A 15,267-nucleotide genomic window follows, 5' to 3' on the forward strand; every position below is an offset into this window, starting at 1 on the left:
TGGCACTTCGTCCCGCCCTTTGGCGGGAACGTTTTCTTAAAGCCACTAAATCACAACTTATCGTCATCGGTAGGTAGGAAATGATCGATCAGTATGTCTGAATTGTACCCCAAACCTTGGTTTTCACCAGCCGTAGTTGGTAAATTTAGCAGCAAATGAATAAAATACTTCTGCTACTTTTCACGATAATGGTTGTTTGTGCTTGCAGGTCAGGAAATGATGCAAAACTTACCATTGCCACTTCTGCAAATATGCGGTTTGCCATAAAGGAGCTGGTTGATGCATTCAGCGAGCAAACCGGCATAGACTGTGAAATCATCACCGGCTCCTCGGGAAAGCTGATGGCACAGATAATAGAGGGAGCGCCATACGACCTGTTTGTTTCTGCGGACATGAAATACCCGGAAGCGCTTTATCAACGTGGGTTTACCACCGGAACTCCGCAAACCTATGCCTATGGCAGACTGGTACTTTGGTCTGCTGCTGAAGGAATTGAACCTGATATAACAATACTCACCAGCGGGCAGATCAACCATATCGCGTTGGCAAACCCTAAAACTGCCCCATACGGCCAGGCAGCAGTAGAAGTGCTGAAGCATTATGATATTTATGAAAAGGTGGAGCAAAAGCTGGTTTATGGGGAGAGTATTTCTCAGACCAATCAGTTTATCATCTCAGGCGCAGCGGAAGTAGGTTTTACGGCTAAGTCTGTAGTATTATCGTCAGAAATGGCCGATAGGGGCGCCTGGATAGCAGTTGATGAAAATGCGTGTCGCCCGATAGCCCAGGGAGCGGTCATTGTTAAAAGCACTGGCGAGATGAAAAAGGCTGAAAAGTTTTATGCATTTTTATTCTCTGAACAGGCAAAAGAGATTTTAGAACATTCGGGATACGCCAAAAATGAATATACTAACCGGTAAGATAACTGCCATTGAGGTAAGCGGAAGCCTGTCGTTGGTCACGGCCGTTGCTGAAGATGTGGTATTGAAGTCAATCGTTATAGAGACCCCGGAAACCGCCTCTTATCTGCAAGAAGGCCGACCGGTCAAATTGCTGTTTAAAGAAACAGAGGTAATTATCGGGGTTGGCAACTTATCAAATATCAGCTTGCAAAATAGAATAGCAGGAACAGTCAGTAGTATTGAAAAGGGCAGCCTGATCAGTAGATTGGTAATTAATACCAGGTTAGGGGAGATCGTATCCGTTATCACTACACGGGCGGTTGAGCAACTGAATATAGATATTAATGCGGAAGTGAAAGCTATGATAAAAACAAATGAAATGATGCTATCGGAATAATGGAATGGCAACCACTCATACTGACCTTTCAACTGGCGCTGGTGACTACTGTTTTTCTGTTGATCATTGGGATTCCCTTGGCATGGTGGCTGGCTTATACCAACCGAAAAACAAAGGCAGTGGTGGAGACGCTTGTAACCATGCCATTGGTGCTGCCACCTACCGTTTTGGGGTTTTATCTGCTTGTAGCTTTCAGTCCGGCCAATGCTTTTGGAAGCTGGTTGGACGAGTGGCTGGGCATTCGCTTCATATTTACTTTTGAGGGGCTTGTGCTGGCTTCTATCATCTATAGTTTGCCATTTATGGTGCAACCTGTTCAGTCAGGTTTGGCTAACCTTCCTTCGCAACTTCGCGAAGCTTCTTATGTGATGGGAAAATCGGGTATGACCACTTTATTCAAGGTTTTACTCCCAAATATAAAACCTTCTTTACTTACAGGCATAGTCCTTTCTTTTGCCCATACCATTGGCGAATTTGGCGTGGTGCTTATGATTGGGGGCAATATACCCGGTAAGACCAAAGTGGCGTCCATTGCCATTTACGATGAGGTAGAAGCGTTGAATTATAGCGCAGCTAATATGTACTCCATCATCCTTTTTGCCATTACCTTTCTCATTTTATTGTCTGTCTATCTGCTGAACGGTGGGTATTTTAAAAGCGCTGGCCGATGATACACATATCATTACAAAAGATACTGAATACTGCGCAAAACCTCATGACACTGAACATTGAGCTGGCACTTGAGCGAGGGCAGTTTGCTACACTTTATGGTGCATCAGGGGCGGGAAAGACGTCTACCCTGAGGATGCTTGCGGGCCTGATGAAGCCTGATGAAGGCCAAATCATTGTCAATGACAAAACCTGGGTGGATACTGATAAGGGCATAAACCTTCCGCCCCAGCAGAGGCGGGTCGGGCTGGTGTTCCAGGATTATGCACTGTTTCCCAACATGACGGTGAGGAAAAACCTGGAGTATGCACTGACCAGGCGACAAAAGCCTGACATTGTTGATGAGCTGATGGATATGATCGAACTGTCGGAACTGCAAGACAGAAAGCCGGGGACGCTATCAGGTGGACAAAAACAGCGTGTGGCACTAGCCCGGGCTCTTGTACAGCGGCCGGATATCTTGCTGTTGGATGAGCCGCTGTCTGCACTGGATAGCAAAATACGCATCAAGCTGCAGGATTACCTTCAAAAGGTGCACCGGCAGTATGGCCTGACTACTATTCTCGTCAGCCACGATATCCCTGAGGTTTTCAAACTTTCCGACCAAGTCTATGTCCTCGAAGATGGTGTAGTTGCCCGGCAGGGGAGTCCTGCAGAAGTTTTTGGTTATGGTCAGATGAGCGGGAAGTTTCGTTTTACAGGGGAAGTTTTGGAGATACGGAAAGAAGAAGTTGTTTATATTGTAACAGTGCTTATTGGCACCAATGTGGTTAAGGTGATTGCTCAGGAGTCTGAAATAGCAGGGTTGAAAGTTGGTGATCAGGTGATGGTAGCTTCTAAGGCATTTAATCCGGTTATTCAGAGAGTGGGTGAATAGCTTTTACAAGACTATTATCAATTAGTGTCTCTAACAAAACTCTAAGTGGTTTTAAGAATGAAGTCCCAAAAAGCGGAGCGTACTGAGGTACGAGAGCATTTTTGGGACAAGCATAACGCAGGCATTGGCGTTTTCTTACAGACACTAATTATAATTAACAAGTTCTATATTGGTATGTGGAGTCTGGTTTTCGGCTTTTTTTTCGTATTTCTAATATTAAATCCCAGCTCTATGACCTGGATCATAGAACAATGATTTGAAATCGTTCATATTGCGGCAGAAAAACAAATTGCTGGTGTTAAATGAATAAAAATAGATCTGCCATTATAGCCTGGCTTTGGTCAGGCATTTTTTTGGTATTACTTATGGTCATGGTGGGTGGCATCACAAGGCTCACCGGCTCAGGGCTGTCCATTGTAGAGTGGAAGGTGATCTCCGGTACTATCCCGCCTCTCAATGAGCAGGACTGGCAGAAAGCTTTTGAAGCTTATCAGCAATTTCCTGAATATCAAAAACTTAATTACCATCTTACCCTTTCCGGGTTTAAAAGCATTTTTTGGTGGGAGTACATCCATAGACTGATAGGCAGGATCATTGGAATAGTTTTTATTATTCCTTTTATTTATTTTCTGATCACCAAGAGCCTAACAAACAGAGCTGTCAGAAGCCTACTGTTCATTCTGTCATTAGGAATGGTACAGGGTGTAATGGGATGGGTCATGGTTGAAAGTGGTTTGCAGGATAACCCTCATGTAAGCCATTACCGGCTCGCCATGCACCTTGGCCTGGCATTGCTATTAATTGGCGCCATACTCTGGCTGATACTTGATATGAAGAATAATGAACGGGTGCATACCTCCACTATAAAGAGTAAAAGCCGCGCTCTTCCTATAGTCTGCTTAGTTGTCATCTTTATTCAAATTATACTCGGAGCTTTTGTAGCAGGATTGAAAGCGGGGTTTTATTATAATACCTTTCCTTTGATGGATAGCACTTTGCTGCCCGTCCATACCTTTGATCATGGCGATCATCTTTTTGATAATGGCGCTTTTGTTCAGTTTCTGCACCGGTGGTTTGCTTGGATAGTTACAGGAACCATTGTCATGTTATGGCGGAGGATCAGGTCAGGCTATTATCCTAAAAAAATCAGGCGCTATGCAGATTACTTGCTGATCGTGGTTTGCCTGCAGGTAATAACAGGAATTGCAACCTTGGTATTGAGTGTCCCTTTGGTTTTAGGGGTTATACACCAGGTTCTGGCAGTACTTATATTTGGTATGGCCACAGTTATGCTCTACTATTTAAGGCATAGCGTTACACTATCATTTACCCCCATCGTTAAACCATCTTCCTGAATGTGGCATGTTGTTTATCTTCAACTGCGCCCATGGCTTTATGGATGGCGATCATCTTATCATTAAAATCACCAACCCATGCCAACTGTACATGTTTGTATTGTGGACGTTTCTTACCTTCATTGAAGGCATGATAGATCAGTGCAGACTCCAGGCCATGATGTTGAAACTCCGGCACTATGCCCATAACGATTACCCGTGCGCATGAGAAGCCTTTGATTTTCTTGTAAAACAGAAACTTCAGCTTCCCCCACCAATTGAATGCCGGACCTGAATATTTGATCACCTCATTTACATCGGGGAGCGCCACCAGCAGTCCTGTTGGACTTTTACCCGCATAAGCAAACCAAATAAAGTCTTCTTCCATTATTGGCTTCATTTCGCTGATAGATTTCCTGACCACATCGGCATCCATGGAGTGAAAATCTTTGAAAGACACCCATGCTTTGTTATAAATTTCAACAAAATCAGCCACGAACTGCTCTCTCGCCCGATATCTAAAGGGTTTAAAGGAATAATGGTCATTGCTGGCTACTCGTTGTGCAATTCTGACAAACCTTTGTGGTAAAGGCCTTGAAAAATCCAGGCTATTGGTGATCTGGCGGTATAGGATGTTAAATCCGTAAGCTTCAAAAAGCTCCTGGTAATAAGGAGGGTTATAATTCATGCCGTATGAAGCGGGGGTAAAGCCTTTGATCAGTAAACCCCAGAACTTATCATTTTCGCCAAAATTTATCGGACCATCCACAGCTTCAACAAAATAATGAACCTTCAGCCATTTCACGGCTATGTTAAATAGTGTAAAGGCCGCATTTTTATCATTAATACATTCAAAAAAACCGATGCCACCAACTTTTTTGTTACCATCATACATTTTATTGAAGTTAATAAAAGCTGCTATCCTTCCGGCCTCTTTTCCGGAAGGAGTGGTGAGTATCCAACGTGCAGCATTACCATGTTTGAAGTAGGGATTTTTACGTGGATCAAATATTGCTGCTATATCCTCCCTCACAAAGGGGATCCAATCCGGATCATTGCGATAAATTGTTTCGGGAATTTTATAAAAACGTTTTTCCAGGGGCCTGCTGTCCACCTCTATTGTATGGTATATGTTTTCCGCCTTCTCTTCTACACACTCACTTATCTCCTGTACTTCTGAGATCATAGATACTGTTTTTTAATGAAGGGCTTAAGTTAAGAACTGCACTATTTTGATAATATGATCTGGATCATAGGGTTAAATGACCGCTATAATTAGTGTCTCTAAGATGTTTTCTTAAAGCCATTTAGAGTTTTCTTACAAACACTAATCAGGCATCGGGAAACTTTATTGTGGAATTTCGGCTATAATGTTTTTAAATATTGCAGAAGTAACTATTTTGCATGCATACTGTACATTTTTTAGTTTATAACGCTTTCTTGTAAGAATGAAAGACACTTTTTCGCTGTCAGTATTGACCCCTGACGCACTGAATAATTATAGGTTAATAGCAGATCCCTTAGCTGATGATACAGTAGCACAGATCATCACGTCAGGATATGAAAAGGAGATCAGCCAGGTGTTTATGACGCTGGTACAGAATGATAGCTTCAAAGCTGACACATTTTCTCACTTTGAGTCGGATCTGGCAGCTATTCTCAGTGAGTATTTCGAGCGTACCAGCCAGTTACCCTCCTGGGCGGATATGTCAATGATCAACCGGGGCGAGAAGCTGTTCAGTATCTATGGCCCTGAGATATTCATGTTGCTCAATGTAAGTTCGCTTCCCTTGTGCTACACTTGTGCCAAAGGAGCGAGAGTATTATTTGATACGGGGCGCCTGCTGGTACACAACAAAGACATGGACCCGCTGGCCAGGAGACTGATGGAAACTGCCCAGATGATCGTAAATGTGATGTCTTCCGGTGGGTTGGCGCCTGAGGGGCGTGGTATAGTTACCATTCAAAAGGTAAGACTGATACATGCAGCTATTCGCTATTATCTAAAGAGCGGTCAATATAAAAACACACCGTGGGATGTTGCCGGGCTGGGGGAGCCCATTAACCAGGAGGATCTGGCCGGCACTTTGATGTCTTTTGGCCCGGTGATACTATCAGGGCTCCGACATTTGAATATACAGTTGACCCAACAGGAATCAGATGCTTATATGCACTGCTGGAAGGTAGTGGGGTATCTCATGGGTATTGATGAGGCACTGTTGCCCAATACTTATGATGAGGGCTTCGAACTCGCCACCAGGATACTGAAGCACCAGGCCGCTGAATCTGACGAAGGAAAGGCGCTTACACAGTCGTGCATTAAGTTTATCAATTACATTATGCCGGGTAACACTTTCGATGAAATGCCTAATTTTTTGATGGACTTCTTTTTAAAAGACTTCTCTAAATCATCTGCTGTCGACTTATCCAAATGCATCGGTGTCACCAGCCATTCGGATATAAAGGACAGAGTCGTACTCTCTTTGACCAGGTATATTATCGGAAAGATAAGCCACCTGGAAAATTCGGAGTTTATCCGTACCATTACACCTCCGTTTAACAGGCTTCTGCTACAGGGTATTATTCACCACCTCAACGGAGGGAAGGGTGTTCATTTTTCCATACCTCCTTCACTGCAGAAGGATTGGGGGCTGACAGAAGAATGGAATAATTACAAGCTAATCACTCCCAGTATTTTAGGAAACAGGCTCGCCTGGCAAAAAAAGAATCAAAAGTTGATATGAATATGAATGTAACTATGGAAACTTACGCAGTTCCCGGCCTTGACAGGAGGACTGTTATTGCGGTGTTCAGCTCTTTGGGTTTGTTGCTTGCATGGTCTTTTGGCAGCTCCCTTTTGGAGGCCGGACCAATATCTGCCAGCATTATTACCTATTGCTTATATATCTTTTACTGGTACTATGCTATTCGCTTCAAAAATCCATTGATATATCGATTGGTAATATTCGGAACGGTAGCAGGAATATTGGAGCTGGTAACAGATCACTACCTTGTTGACACTATCAACAGCCTAATTTACCCCGGCAATGAGCTGATGATATGGAGCTCCCCGGCTTATATGCCATTTGCATGGTCTAATGTACTATTGCAACTGGGATTTATCGGGGTGTGGCTTACAAAGAAATACAACATTTTTAAAGCATCCGTTATTTTGAGTATTGCCGGAGGTATGTACATACCGATATACGAACACCTGGCCAAAGATGCCGGGTGGTGGATATATAATAACAACACCACTATGATATTCAATGCACCGGTCTACGTCATTCTCTGTGAAGCGTTGATATCTCTTTCTTTGCCACTTTTGATCTTTTATTCGCTGGATCGAAAGCCAATCAGAGCTATTACGCTTGGTATTGTTGAAGGGGTGTGGATATTGTTGAGCGCTGCCCTGGCTTTTGGCCTTGCGCGATAGAAATTTTTAACTTTAACGTTTTCTTTTTGCAGTTGGTCGCGAAATCGGTAGACTGGATAAATTACTTGATTTTTTTGCCTTATATTGCGCATGCGTAAGGTAATAGACGAATATTGCCTTTTTTTGACATAATCTTATCCCGACTGTTTATGAAGATTGCAGCGTTGGTCGATTCCTTCATCAATCCTGTACACTTTAGTAATGCGAATACGCTGAGGCGGGCACGCCTGTTCGTTCGTGGCTGCTGGCTTACCAGTATCTTTTCCACGACCTATATCTGGTTGAGTATGGTATTTAGCTACGATAAGGGTATTTATCTGATGATTTTTAATGTTATTGCCTTTTTGCTACTCCCATTTTTAGCTAAAACACGTATTCCCATTGCATGGTTAGGCAATGTTTTCATCTTTGTAGGCGCTTTTGCTATTATAGTGCTCACCTATTATTCAGGGGGTGTGTGGTCTGCCGTTTACCCGTGGATCATCTCTATTCCTGTGCTGGCATTGCTGGTGGTCAACCGCCTTTCGGGAAGTATTTGGGGAGGTATTTCATTTCTCTTTATGCTATGGTTTGCCTTCATTGCTTACCAGGGCAAGGAACTTCCTGTGGAATATAATCCTGAATTGAGAACGTTATGGTACATTTCAGTATTGCCCGGATTGTTATTGATCATCTTGTTTATAGCCTTTGTGTTCGAATCTATCCAAACCAAAGCGCTAACTGACCTGGAGGATAAAAATGAATTGCTCGAAACTCAAAAGGAGATGATAGCAGCACAATCAACCGAGCTGAAAAAGCATATTGAAGAAAAAGATTATATAATCAGGATACTTGCTCATGACTTAAGAAGTCCGCTCAAAAACATTAACAGCCTTGTTAGGTTGATGGAGTTTGAGAATGATCCGGTGCGTCATAAGGACTATATTAGTATGATCACTCAATCTTCTTCAAATGCGCAACATCTGGTGAACCGTGTTTTGGAAATGGATGCCTCCAGCCAGGAGGATTTTGATCTTAAAATGGAGCGAATAGATCTGTACCTTTTGCTTACCGAAGTGGTGGACAATATGGCTAAGCCTGCTAATGAAAAGCGAATACAGATCCGATTGAGTAATCAATCTTCTAATTGTACCGTACTGGCTGACAAAACTTACTTGTATCTTATCCTCGAAAACCTGATGTCTAACGCCATAAAATTCTCTGAAAATGGCAAGGAGGTACAAGCCAGTGTTTTTGAAAATGGCTCGTCCGTACAAGTGAAAATTATGGATGAAGGACCGGGAATTAACCCGGAAGAGGAAAGCAGGTTATTTAAAAAGTTTTCAAAACTGAGCGCACGGCCCACAGGGGGCGAAAGCTCCACCGGGCTGGGCCTTTCTTTAGTAAAGCGTTACGTTGAATTGATATCGGGCCAGGTGTATTACGAAGCGGCAGAAAGCGGTGGAGCTACCTTTGTGGTAGAGCTGCCGTTGATAGACCAGGCTGCTGCCAGTTAAATTGTAACTCTGGCGTATTCACCACTAGCTATTGCCGTTTTTACACCCCAGTTGGCAGTTTTTTGGCAGTTATCTTTGTCTTAACAAAACATTAAACAACTTTTACACCAAAAAACGAACGTAACAATGGAAACTAAAGACAAAACCGCCATCACTGTAGAAACAACTATAAAGGCCCCCGTAGAGAAAGTTTGGAAGTACTGGACAGAACCTAAGCACATTATCAACTGGTGTTTTGCCTCTGACGACTGGCATGCTCCCCAGGCAGAAAATGATCTGAAAGAGAAGGGGAGATTTAGCACTACAATGGCCGCTAAAGACGGAAGTATGAGCTTTGACTTTGCCGGTGTATACACTCAAGTCAAACAGCATGAGGTAATAAAATATACCATGGATGATGACAGAAAGGTAGATATTCAATTTTCAACTAATGGCAACGAGACCAAGGTTATGGAGACCTTTGAAGCAGAAAATACACATCCTATTGAAATGCAAAGAGGTGGATGGCAAGCTATTCTGGATAATTTCAGGCAGTATGTAGAGGAGAATTGACTCCACCTCAAGTTCTGGCCCGACTAGCACGCGTTAGCGATAGCGTAACGCGTGCTTAGTTACGCTCGCCCCCAAAAATGCTCTCGTACCTCAGTACGCTCCGCTTTTGGAGCTTCATTCTTAAGGCCACTTAGAGTTTTCGTATAGACCAAATCTGAAAATTTAATTATTAATGATTGAAAAACTTCAAAACAATAAAATAGAAATATCAAATCAAATACATGCAGTTTTTCAATTATCGTATGCTATTGAAGCAAAACTGTTAGATACAACTGATTTTCCGCCACTTAAAAGACCTCTGGAAAGTTATCTAAAAAGTGATAATGTGTTCTTTGGATATTTCGAAAGCACTGAATTAGCAGGAGTTATTGAGATTGAATTTGCTGATAAATACATAGACATCAATAGTTTGGTAGTAAACCCCAAATTTTTTAGACGCGGAATAGCGAGAAAGTTATTAGAATTCATTTTCAATAAATTTGACTTTAAACTCTTTATTGTGGAAACGGGTGTTAACAACAAACCAGCTAATGAATTGTATAAAAAGCTTGGTTTCAAAGAAATTAAACAATGGGATACTGACTTTGGAATTAGAAAAATATTATTTGAAAGAAGAGCTTGAGCCGTTCTTCAAATTTGTAGGGTTTGGTTTTCTTGGTAACCTCTTTGAGTTTACGTTTGAGTGAACCCCAACTGCTTTTCTTTGCCACCAATTGGTATTTGCCCTTTTCACCTTTCTTGTAAGTGGGTACAAACCCGTGGCCCAGCAACTCAAAATTGCCCGGTCTTCGTATTCCGTTTTTCTCCTTGTTGATAGGCAGTTTCAACTTATCCTGTAAAAACAGATAAACCTCGTTCCCTATCCTCTTGGCTTCTGCTTTTGATTTCGTGTATATACTGAAATCATCAGCATAACGGACGTACCGATGTCCTTTTCTTACAAATTCCTTGTCCAGTACATCCAACACTAAGCCGAATAGCTGAAATACCGTCAAAAAAAGCCTGAACGGGAGATTTTGTTCAGGTTTTTTGGTGAAATAAGAACTGTGCTACTAAAGGTATTTCAGTTATTCGGTGTTGACCGAATTCCGGGCTCCTTAGGGGCAAAGTATTTTTTGCTACAGTCTGTTTTAGCTTGTTTTTTTTACGATACAGCCGTTTAGCGTCTTGTTCATAGTCCACCGCTGGAACTAAGGACCTCTTAGCGATAAGTGTCTGTGCATGGTATTATGTACAGAATTCTGTTATTTTAAAAACTCATTGCTTACCTTCATGAAATGAGCCGCGGTTATAAAATAGAAGCCAGTCAGTTATTTGACGTTTATTCACAAACAAAGCATAGTTTTGACCGTATCACAGGCTCTCGTAATTATTTATAACCTTAGTCTTCCCTTGGTAAGATTAAGGATTACGATTGTAAGGTATGCGAACAATACTGAACATTGCGTTTGGACTTTTGCTTATAGGTTGTTCCCAAGAGAACAAACACCCGACAGTTAAATCAATTCTTCTTGAACAACTTAAAAGCACTCATACACATAAAGATTGGTATGTACCAGTAAAAGATGCAGTAGAGGGACTTACAGTCGATCAGGCAAACTGGAAGGACAGTACCAGTAATCACTCTATTGGTGAATTAGTCTCACATTTAGCATTTTGGAATGAAAGAATACTAATTGCTTTTCATGGTAATTCTCCACCTGACTTTGATGGGAATAACGAACTGACTTTTAAAACATTTAACAGGGAGGACTGGAATTACGCAGTCCAAAAGTTAGACAGTATACAGACCGCTTGGGAGCAAGCTGTAGACAACGCTACCGACAAACAATTAGCGGAGTGGAGCGCTTCAATTGCAAACATCTGCACACATAATTCCTACCACACCGGACAGATTGTTTATATAAGAAAGAAAAATGGTTGGTGGGACGGGTCAAAAGGAGTAAAGTGACCACCCCTTTGTTAGTGTTTTCATCAACAAACCAAACCGATAGCTGATCATTACCACAATACCACAATATCTGTTAAAATGAAGCTTGATCTCTCGTTGTTCGTAGTCTACCGCAGGGACTACGGACCCCTCAATGATCACCAGTGTCTGTGACACGGCATTATGTGCAGAATTCCTGTTATTAGAACACTATTGCTTACCGAGTCAGTTATTCATTTTCTTTCATTTGCTGCGGTTGAATGGATTATTTTTTTACTTGCAGAGCATAATTTCATCGTGTCGCAGACACTCGTAGTCATTTATAATCCTTAGTCTTCCTTTGGTGAGATTAAGTATAACATGGGAAGAACCATTGCCGACAATACTTTTCATTCTTAAAGTTTCCTTTTATTGAAACTTTTTCTAGCTTTGTCTTGTATTATTTAATGTTGATTTAGTGGAGAAAAAGTTTGAGATTAAGTTATTAGAAGAAGCTTTCGAATTTATTAAAGGCCAAAATGATAAGGTTCAGGATAAGATATTCTACAATATTCGAAAGGCACAGGTTCTAAATGACCCGAAACTTTTTAAAAAGCTAAATCAAAATATTTGGGAATTCAGAACCAAATATGCAGGGCTCCAATATAGAATTCTTGCCTTTTGGGACAAGGAAAGTAATGAAATGACGCTGGTTTGTGGCACACATGGATTTGTCAAGAAAACGGACAAAATAAGTCCTCAGGAAATAGAAAAAGCCGAACAAATCAGGATTGAATATTTTGAACGGAAAAAGAAAGGATGATGAAAACATACAGTTTAGAAGAAGCACAGGATTTACTAATCGGCAAGATTGGAACACCTAGAAGAGACCAGTTTGAATTTGAACTGAAACTTGAACTAATCGGTGCAATGATCAAGACTGCCCGTAAGGAACGTCATCTTACACAGGAACAACTTGGGGAGTTAATTGGCGTTCGGAAGTCTCAAATATCCAAACTTGAGAACAACGCCAAAAACGTGACCATCGAAACAATTATGAAAGTATTCGAAGCTCTAAAAGCCAAAGTAAACTTCAAGGTTGAACTCCTGAACAACGAAGTGAACATTGCTTAAATGTGGGGAATAAAAACTAAACTGAAATATCAATTTGCAATTGCGTGATACCAAAATTCAAGTAGCTTATAAGATAGCCAGCTTAATCCCCATCGGGTTTGGATTAATCTTTATCCTTATTCCGTCTAAGTCTTATGAACTTACCGAACGAATTTGGGCAGCTATTGTGCTTAACATTGGATTCCATCTGATCTTTCAACTTTTAAGCAGAATGCCTTTTGGCGTATACAGCCTTATCCTAACACAGAACTCAAAGATTCGAATTCCCGGTTCAATAATGTTAAAGATTTGGATCATGTTTACCATAGCTTTTACCATTTTAGCAACAATATTTATCATTAAAATGGTCATTTCAGATGCTATGTATAACAAACTACTTATACTTCCAATCTTCTTCGCAATAGTAATAGGAGCAATATCCTCATGGAATAAAATAATGGCAGAATGAGCGCTCTACAACAGACGCTATCATCCTAAGCAGACTGAGTCATTTGCAAAGGCTGGTGTGGTGAGATCCTTTTATAAAATTTGAAAAGTCCGGCTTGCCGATAACTTGGGTTGTAGGTGTTGTTGAAGTTGGAAACAGAAATTGAGTAGTACTATGGATCAAATTGATAATTTAAAATAAGGCATAGTGACTTGGGGAATAGCCATATTAATTTTCGTGATTGTAATCATATTGGATAATATTGACTTTTTAACTCTCAGGAAATGTCCAAAATGTGGAAATATATTTTCTACTACTCGAATAAAAAGAGTTGATCATGGTTCTCTCTTTGCGAAACCTGGACACCATAGAATTCTAGTAGATTATAAATGTGGAAAATGTAATGCTAAATGGACTTCGGTTCGCGAAGAGGACCAAAGCATAGATTAAAACAAACAGAATACCATACAACAATATTCGATTGTTGATACTCTCACCAACAAACCCCCAACCCACAAAAAAGCCTTGATCCCGTTTGGACCAAGGCTTTTGACACAACCTAAACCATACATACTTAATCTTACAACATCGTTTCCGGAGTGTGGTATTCGGTCACTTTAATGCATGATTTTTTGATCTCATTAAAGCCACCCCTGATGTTGGTGATATTTTTAAATCCTCTTGCTTTTAGTATTGAAGAGGCGATTACAGAACGATAGCCTCCCTGGCAGTGCAGGAAGTAATGCGTATCTCTGTTGATCTTTGACATATTTCTATTGATGAAGTCCAGCGGGAAATTGATGGCTCCCTCGATATGCTGAGATTCGTACTCGCTTTGCTTTCTTACGTCAAGTACGTTCAGCTTTTCGGTGTCATACAAGTTAGTAAAATCGTGCGGGCCGATCTCATCAATTTTATCCACTGGCTTACCGGCTTTCTCCCACGCTTCGACACCACCTTCGAGGTATCCCAAAGTGTTGTCATAACCGACTCGTGACAGTCGGGTGACCACCTCTTCTTCTCTGCCTTTGTCGGCAATAAAAACGATCGGTTGCTTCAGGTCAGTGATCAACGCACCTACCCAGGGAGCAAATTTATCTTCGATACCGATCCAGACCGAGCCAGGTACAAAGCCCTTCACAAAATCTTCTTTTGATCGTGTATCCAGGATCATCGCATCTTGCACTTCAACAGTACTTTCAAACTGCTCTACATCCAATGGTATGATCCCTCTTTCCAGTACCTCATCGATACTCTCATACCCCATTTTGTTCATCACAGCATTTTTAGGGAAGTACTGAGGGGGCTCTACCAGGCCGGTAGTTACTTCTTTTATAAATTCCTCCTTCGTCATATCAGGGCGAAGGGCGTAGTTAAATTGCTTTTGGTTGCCCAGTGTATCTGTTGTTTCTGCACTCATATTCTTACCACACGCGGAGCCTGCTCCATGGCCGGGATATACGATGATATCGTCAGACAGGGGCATGATCTTTTTGCGCAGTGATTCAAAAAGATGTCCGGCCAGATCTTCCCTGGTCAAATCAGTTTTCACTGCCAGGTCGGGACGTCCCACATCTCCGATAAACAGGGTATCTCCGGTGAAAATCGCCTTTTCGTCACCTTCTTCATCAATGAGCAGGTAAGTGCTCGATTCCATGGTATGTCCGGGAGTATGTAGCACTTTAATTTTGATGTTGCCCAGTGGGAGTATCTCACCATCTGTTGCTATATGTGCATCATATCCGGGTTGTGCGGTAGGTCCGTACACGATGACGCCTCCGGTTTTCTTAGCCAGATCGATGTGGCCGGAAACGAAGTCAGCATGAAAGTGCGTTTCCAATACATATTTGATCTTAGCGCCATTTTCTTCTGCCTTTTCTATATAAGGTTTCACCTCTCTCAACGGATCAATAATAGCTGCTTCACCATTTGACTCTATGTAGTAGGCGGCCTCTGCCAAACATCCGGTATAGATTTGTTCTATTTTCATAACGATTTTCTTTTGTTTTACAATACTGTAAAAATCGCTGTTGCACGGATGTAAAATTGTTACTTATGTTACAGAGCAAATATGATCTTCGTCAGCTTTGGAGGTAATGTTTGTCAGGGTTTACGGGTAATTTCACAGCACTCT

The 15,267-nt window shown here is 41.6% G+C and carries 17 protein-coding genes; 13 read left to right on the forward strand and 4 right to left on the reverse strand.

Annotation, left to right across the window (positions count from 1 at the left end; translation table 11 throughout):
- Positions 1 to 155 precede the first annotated feature (155 nt).
- From modA to C900_RS02690, 5 genes are all read left to right on the forward strand, one after another.
- Positions 156 to 920 carry a molybdate ABC transporter substrate-binding protein gene (gene modA, locus C900_RS02665; protein ID WP_009578017.1) on the forward strand — a complete coding sequence of 255 codons (765 nt, stop codon included), beginning with the start codon at positions 156 to 158 and terminating at the stop codon, positions 918 to 920.
- On the forward strand, positions 901 to 1,299 hold the full coding sequence (locus tag C900_RS02670; protein WP_009578018.1) for a TOBE domain-containing protein: 399 nt from the start codon (positions 901 to 903) through the stop codon (positions 1,297 to 1,299). The genes modA and C900_RS02670 overlap by 20 nt, the downstream gene beginning before the upstream one ends.
- Positions 1,299 to 1,970, forward strand: coding sequence for a molybdate ABC transporter permease subunit (gene modB / locus C900_RS02675; RefSeq protein ID WP_009578019.1), 672 nt, complete (start codon positions 1,299 to 1,301; stop codon positions 1,968 to 1,970). Before C900_RS02670 ends, modB begins: the two co-directional genes overlap by 1 nt.
- Positions 1,967 to 2,845 (forward strand): ABC transporter ATP-binding protein, encoded by an 879-nt coding sequence (locus tag C900_RS02680; RefSeq protein WP_009578020.1) that lies wholly within the window; start codon positions 1,967 to 1,969, stop codon positions 2,843 to 2,845. Before modB ends, C900_RS02680 begins: the two co-directional genes overlap by 4 nt.
- Positions 2,846 to 3,147: 302 nt before the next feature.
- On the forward strand, positions 3,148 to 4,200 hold the full coding sequence (locus C900_RS02690; protein WP_009578021.1) for a COX15/CtaA family protein: 1,053 nt from the start codon (positions 3,148 to 3,150) through the stop codon (positions 4,198 to 4,200).
- On the opposite strand, the gene C900_RS02695 is transcribed toward C900_RS02690, so the two are convergent.
- Positions 4,184 to 5,365, reverse strand: a complete 1,182-nt coding sequence (locus C900_RS02695) for a GNAT family N-acetyltransferase (RefSeq protein ID WP_009578022.1) — start codon at positions 5,363 to 5,365, stop codon at positions 4,184 to 4,186. The two genes, C900_RS02690 and C900_RS02695, sit on opposite strands and share 17 nt — an antisense overlap.
- A gap of 262 nt (positions 5,366 to 5,627) precedes the next feature.
- Here C900_RS02695 and C900_RS28045 point away from each other — a divergent pair, with 262 nt between their 5' ends.
- From C900_RS28045 to C900_RS02720, 5 genes are all read left to right on the forward strand, one after another.
- A complete protein-coding gene (locus tag C900_RS28045; RefSeq protein ID WP_009578023.1) occupies positions 5,628 to 6,923 on the forward strand; it encodes an oxygenase MpaB family protein in 1,296 nt (431 codons plus the stop codon).
- A 14-nt stretch (positions 6,924 to 6,937) separates the two neighbouring features.
- Positions 6,938 to 7,615, forward strand: coding sequence for a DUF6989 domain-containing protein (locus tag C900_RS02705; RefSeq protein WP_157493860.1), 678 nt, complete (start codon positions 6,938 to 6,940; stop codon positions 7,613 to 7,615).
- A gap of 149 nt (positions 7,616 to 7,764) precedes the next feature.
- On the forward strand, positions 7,765 to 9,111 hold the full coding sequence (locus C900_RS02710) for a sensor histidine kinase (RefSeq protein ID WP_040495324.1): 1,347 nt from the start codon (positions 7,765 to 7,767) through the stop codon (positions 9,109 to 9,111).
- A 126-nt stretch (positions 9,112 to 9,237) separates the two neighbouring features.
- Positions 9,238 to 9,663, forward strand: coding sequence for an SRPBCC family protein (locus tag C900_RS02715; RefSeq protein WP_009578027.1), 426 nt, complete (start codon positions 9,238 to 9,240; stop codon positions 9,661 to 9,663).
- 172 nt (positions 9,664 to 9,835) lie between these two features.
- Complete coding sequence (locus C900_RS02720) at positions 9,836 to 10,285, forward strand: GNAT family N-acetyltransferase (RefSeq protein WP_009578028.1); 450 nt, start codon at positions 9,836 to 9,838, stop codon at positions 10,283 to 10,285.
- Here the strand turns inward: C900_RS02720 and C900_RS02725 are convergent.
- A complete protein-coding gene (locus C900_RS02725) occupies positions 10,254 to 10,631 on the reverse strand; it encodes a reverse transcriptase family protein (RefSeq protein WP_245558389.1) in 378 nt (125 codons plus the stop codon). The two genes, C900_RS02720 and C900_RS02725, sit on opposite strands and share 32 nt — an antisense overlap.
- A 455-nt stretch (positions 10,632 to 11,086) precedes the next feature.
- Between C900_RS02725 and C900_RS02730 the strand changes: the two genes are divergently transcribed.
- A complete protein-coding gene (locus C900_RS02730; RefSeq protein ID WP_040495326.1) occupies positions 11,087 to 11,614 on the forward strand; it encodes a DinB family protein in 528 nt (175 codons plus the stop codon).
- On the opposite strand, the gene C900_RS29680 is transcribed toward C900_RS02730, so the two are convergent.
- Positions 11,597 to 11,770, reverse strand: a complete 174-nt coding sequence (locus tag C900_RS29680) for a hypothetical protein (RefSeq protein ID WP_157493861.1) — start codon at positions 11,768 to 11,770, stop codon at positions 11,597 to 11,599. The genes C900_RS02730 and C900_RS29680 overlap by 18 nt on opposite strands.
- A 280-nt stretch (positions 11,771 to 12,050) precedes the next feature.
- On the opposite strand from C900_RS29680, the gene C900_RS02735 reads away from it, so the two are divergent.
- Together C900_RS02735 and C900_RS02740 are read left to right on the forward strand one after the other, a co-directional pair.
- Entirely contained in the window at positions 12,051 to 12,395 is a 345-nt protein-coding gene (locus C900_RS02735) for a type II toxin-antitoxin system RelE/ParE family toxin (protein ID WP_009578035.1), read from the forward strand.
- Positions 12,395 to 12,706, forward strand: coding sequence for a helix-turn-helix domain-containing protein (locus C900_RS02740; RefSeq protein WP_009578037.1), 312 nt, complete (start codon positions 12,395 to 12,397; stop codon positions 12,704 to 12,706). Before C900_RS02735 ends, C900_RS02740 begins: the two co-directional genes overlap by 1 nt.
- Before the next feature lie 1,007 nt (positions 12,707 to 13,713).
- On the opposite strand, the gene C900_RS02755 is transcribed toward C900_RS02740, so the two are convergent.
- Complete coding sequence (locus C900_RS02755) at positions 13,714 to 15,123, reverse strand: MBL fold metallo-hydrolase (RefSeq protein ID WP_009578040.1); 1,410 nt, start codon at positions 15,121 to 15,123, stop codon at positions 13,714 to 13,716.
- Positions 15,124 to 15,267 lie beyond the last annotated feature (144 nt).

The organism is Fulvivirga imtechensis AK7 (genome assembly GCF_000331535.1).
GTDB lineage: Bacteria > Bacteroidota > Bacteroidia > Cytophagales > Cyclobacteriaceae > Fulvivirga > Fulvivirga imtechensis.

Coding starts and splice junctions, on each gene's coding strand:
- modA (WP_009578017.1), top strand. CDS start 156: ATGAATAAAATACTTCTGCTACTTTTCACGATAATGGTTGTTTGTGCT.
- C900_RS02670 (WP_009578018.1), top strand. CDS start 901: ATGAATATACTAACCGGTAAGATAACTGCCATTGAGGTAAGCGGAAGC.
- modB (WP_009578019.1), top strand. CDS start 1,299: ATGGAATGGCAACCACTCATACTGACCTTTCAACTGGCGCTGGTGACT.
- C900_RS02680 (WP_009578020.1), top strand. CDS start 1,967: ATGATACACATATCATTACAAAAGATACTGAATACTGCGCAAAACCTC.
- C900_RS02690 (WP_009578021.1), top strand. CDS start 3,148: ATGAATAAAAATAGATCTGCCATTATAGCCTGGCTTTGGTCAGGCATT.
- C900_RS02695 (WP_009578022.1), bottom strand. CDS start 5,365: ATGATCTCAGAAGTACAGGAGATAAGTGAGTGTGTAGAAGAGAAGGCG.
- C900_RS28045 (WP_009578023.1), top strand. CDS start 5,628: ATGAAAGACACTTTTTCGCTGTCAGTATTGACCCCTGACGCACTGAAT.
- C900_RS02705 (WP_157493860.1), top strand. CDS start 6,938: ATGGAAACTTACGCAGTTCCCGGCCTTGACAGGAGGACTGTTATTGCG.
- C900_RS02710 (WP_040495324.1), top strand. CDS start 7,765: ATGAAGATTGCAGCGTTGGTCGATTCCTTCATCAATCCTGTACACTTT.
- C900_RS02715 (WP_009578027.1), top strand. CDS start 9,238: ATGGAAACTAAAGACAAAACCGCCATCACTGTAGAAACAACTATAAAG.
- C900_RS02720 (WP_009578028.1), top strand. CDS start 9,836: ATGATTGAAAAACTTCAAAACAATAAAATAGAAATATCAAATCAAATA.
- C900_RS02730 (WP_040495326.1), top strand. CDS start 11,087: ATGCGAACAATACTGAACATTGCGTTTGGACTTTTGCTTATAGGTTGT.
- C900_RS02740 (WP_009578037.1), top strand. CDS start 12,395: ATGAAAACATACAGTTTAGAAGAAGCACAGGATTTACTAATCGGCAAG.
- C900_RS02755 (WP_009578040.1), bottom strand. CDS start 15,123: ATGAAAATAGAACAAATCTATACCGGATGTTTGGCAGAGGCCGCCTAC.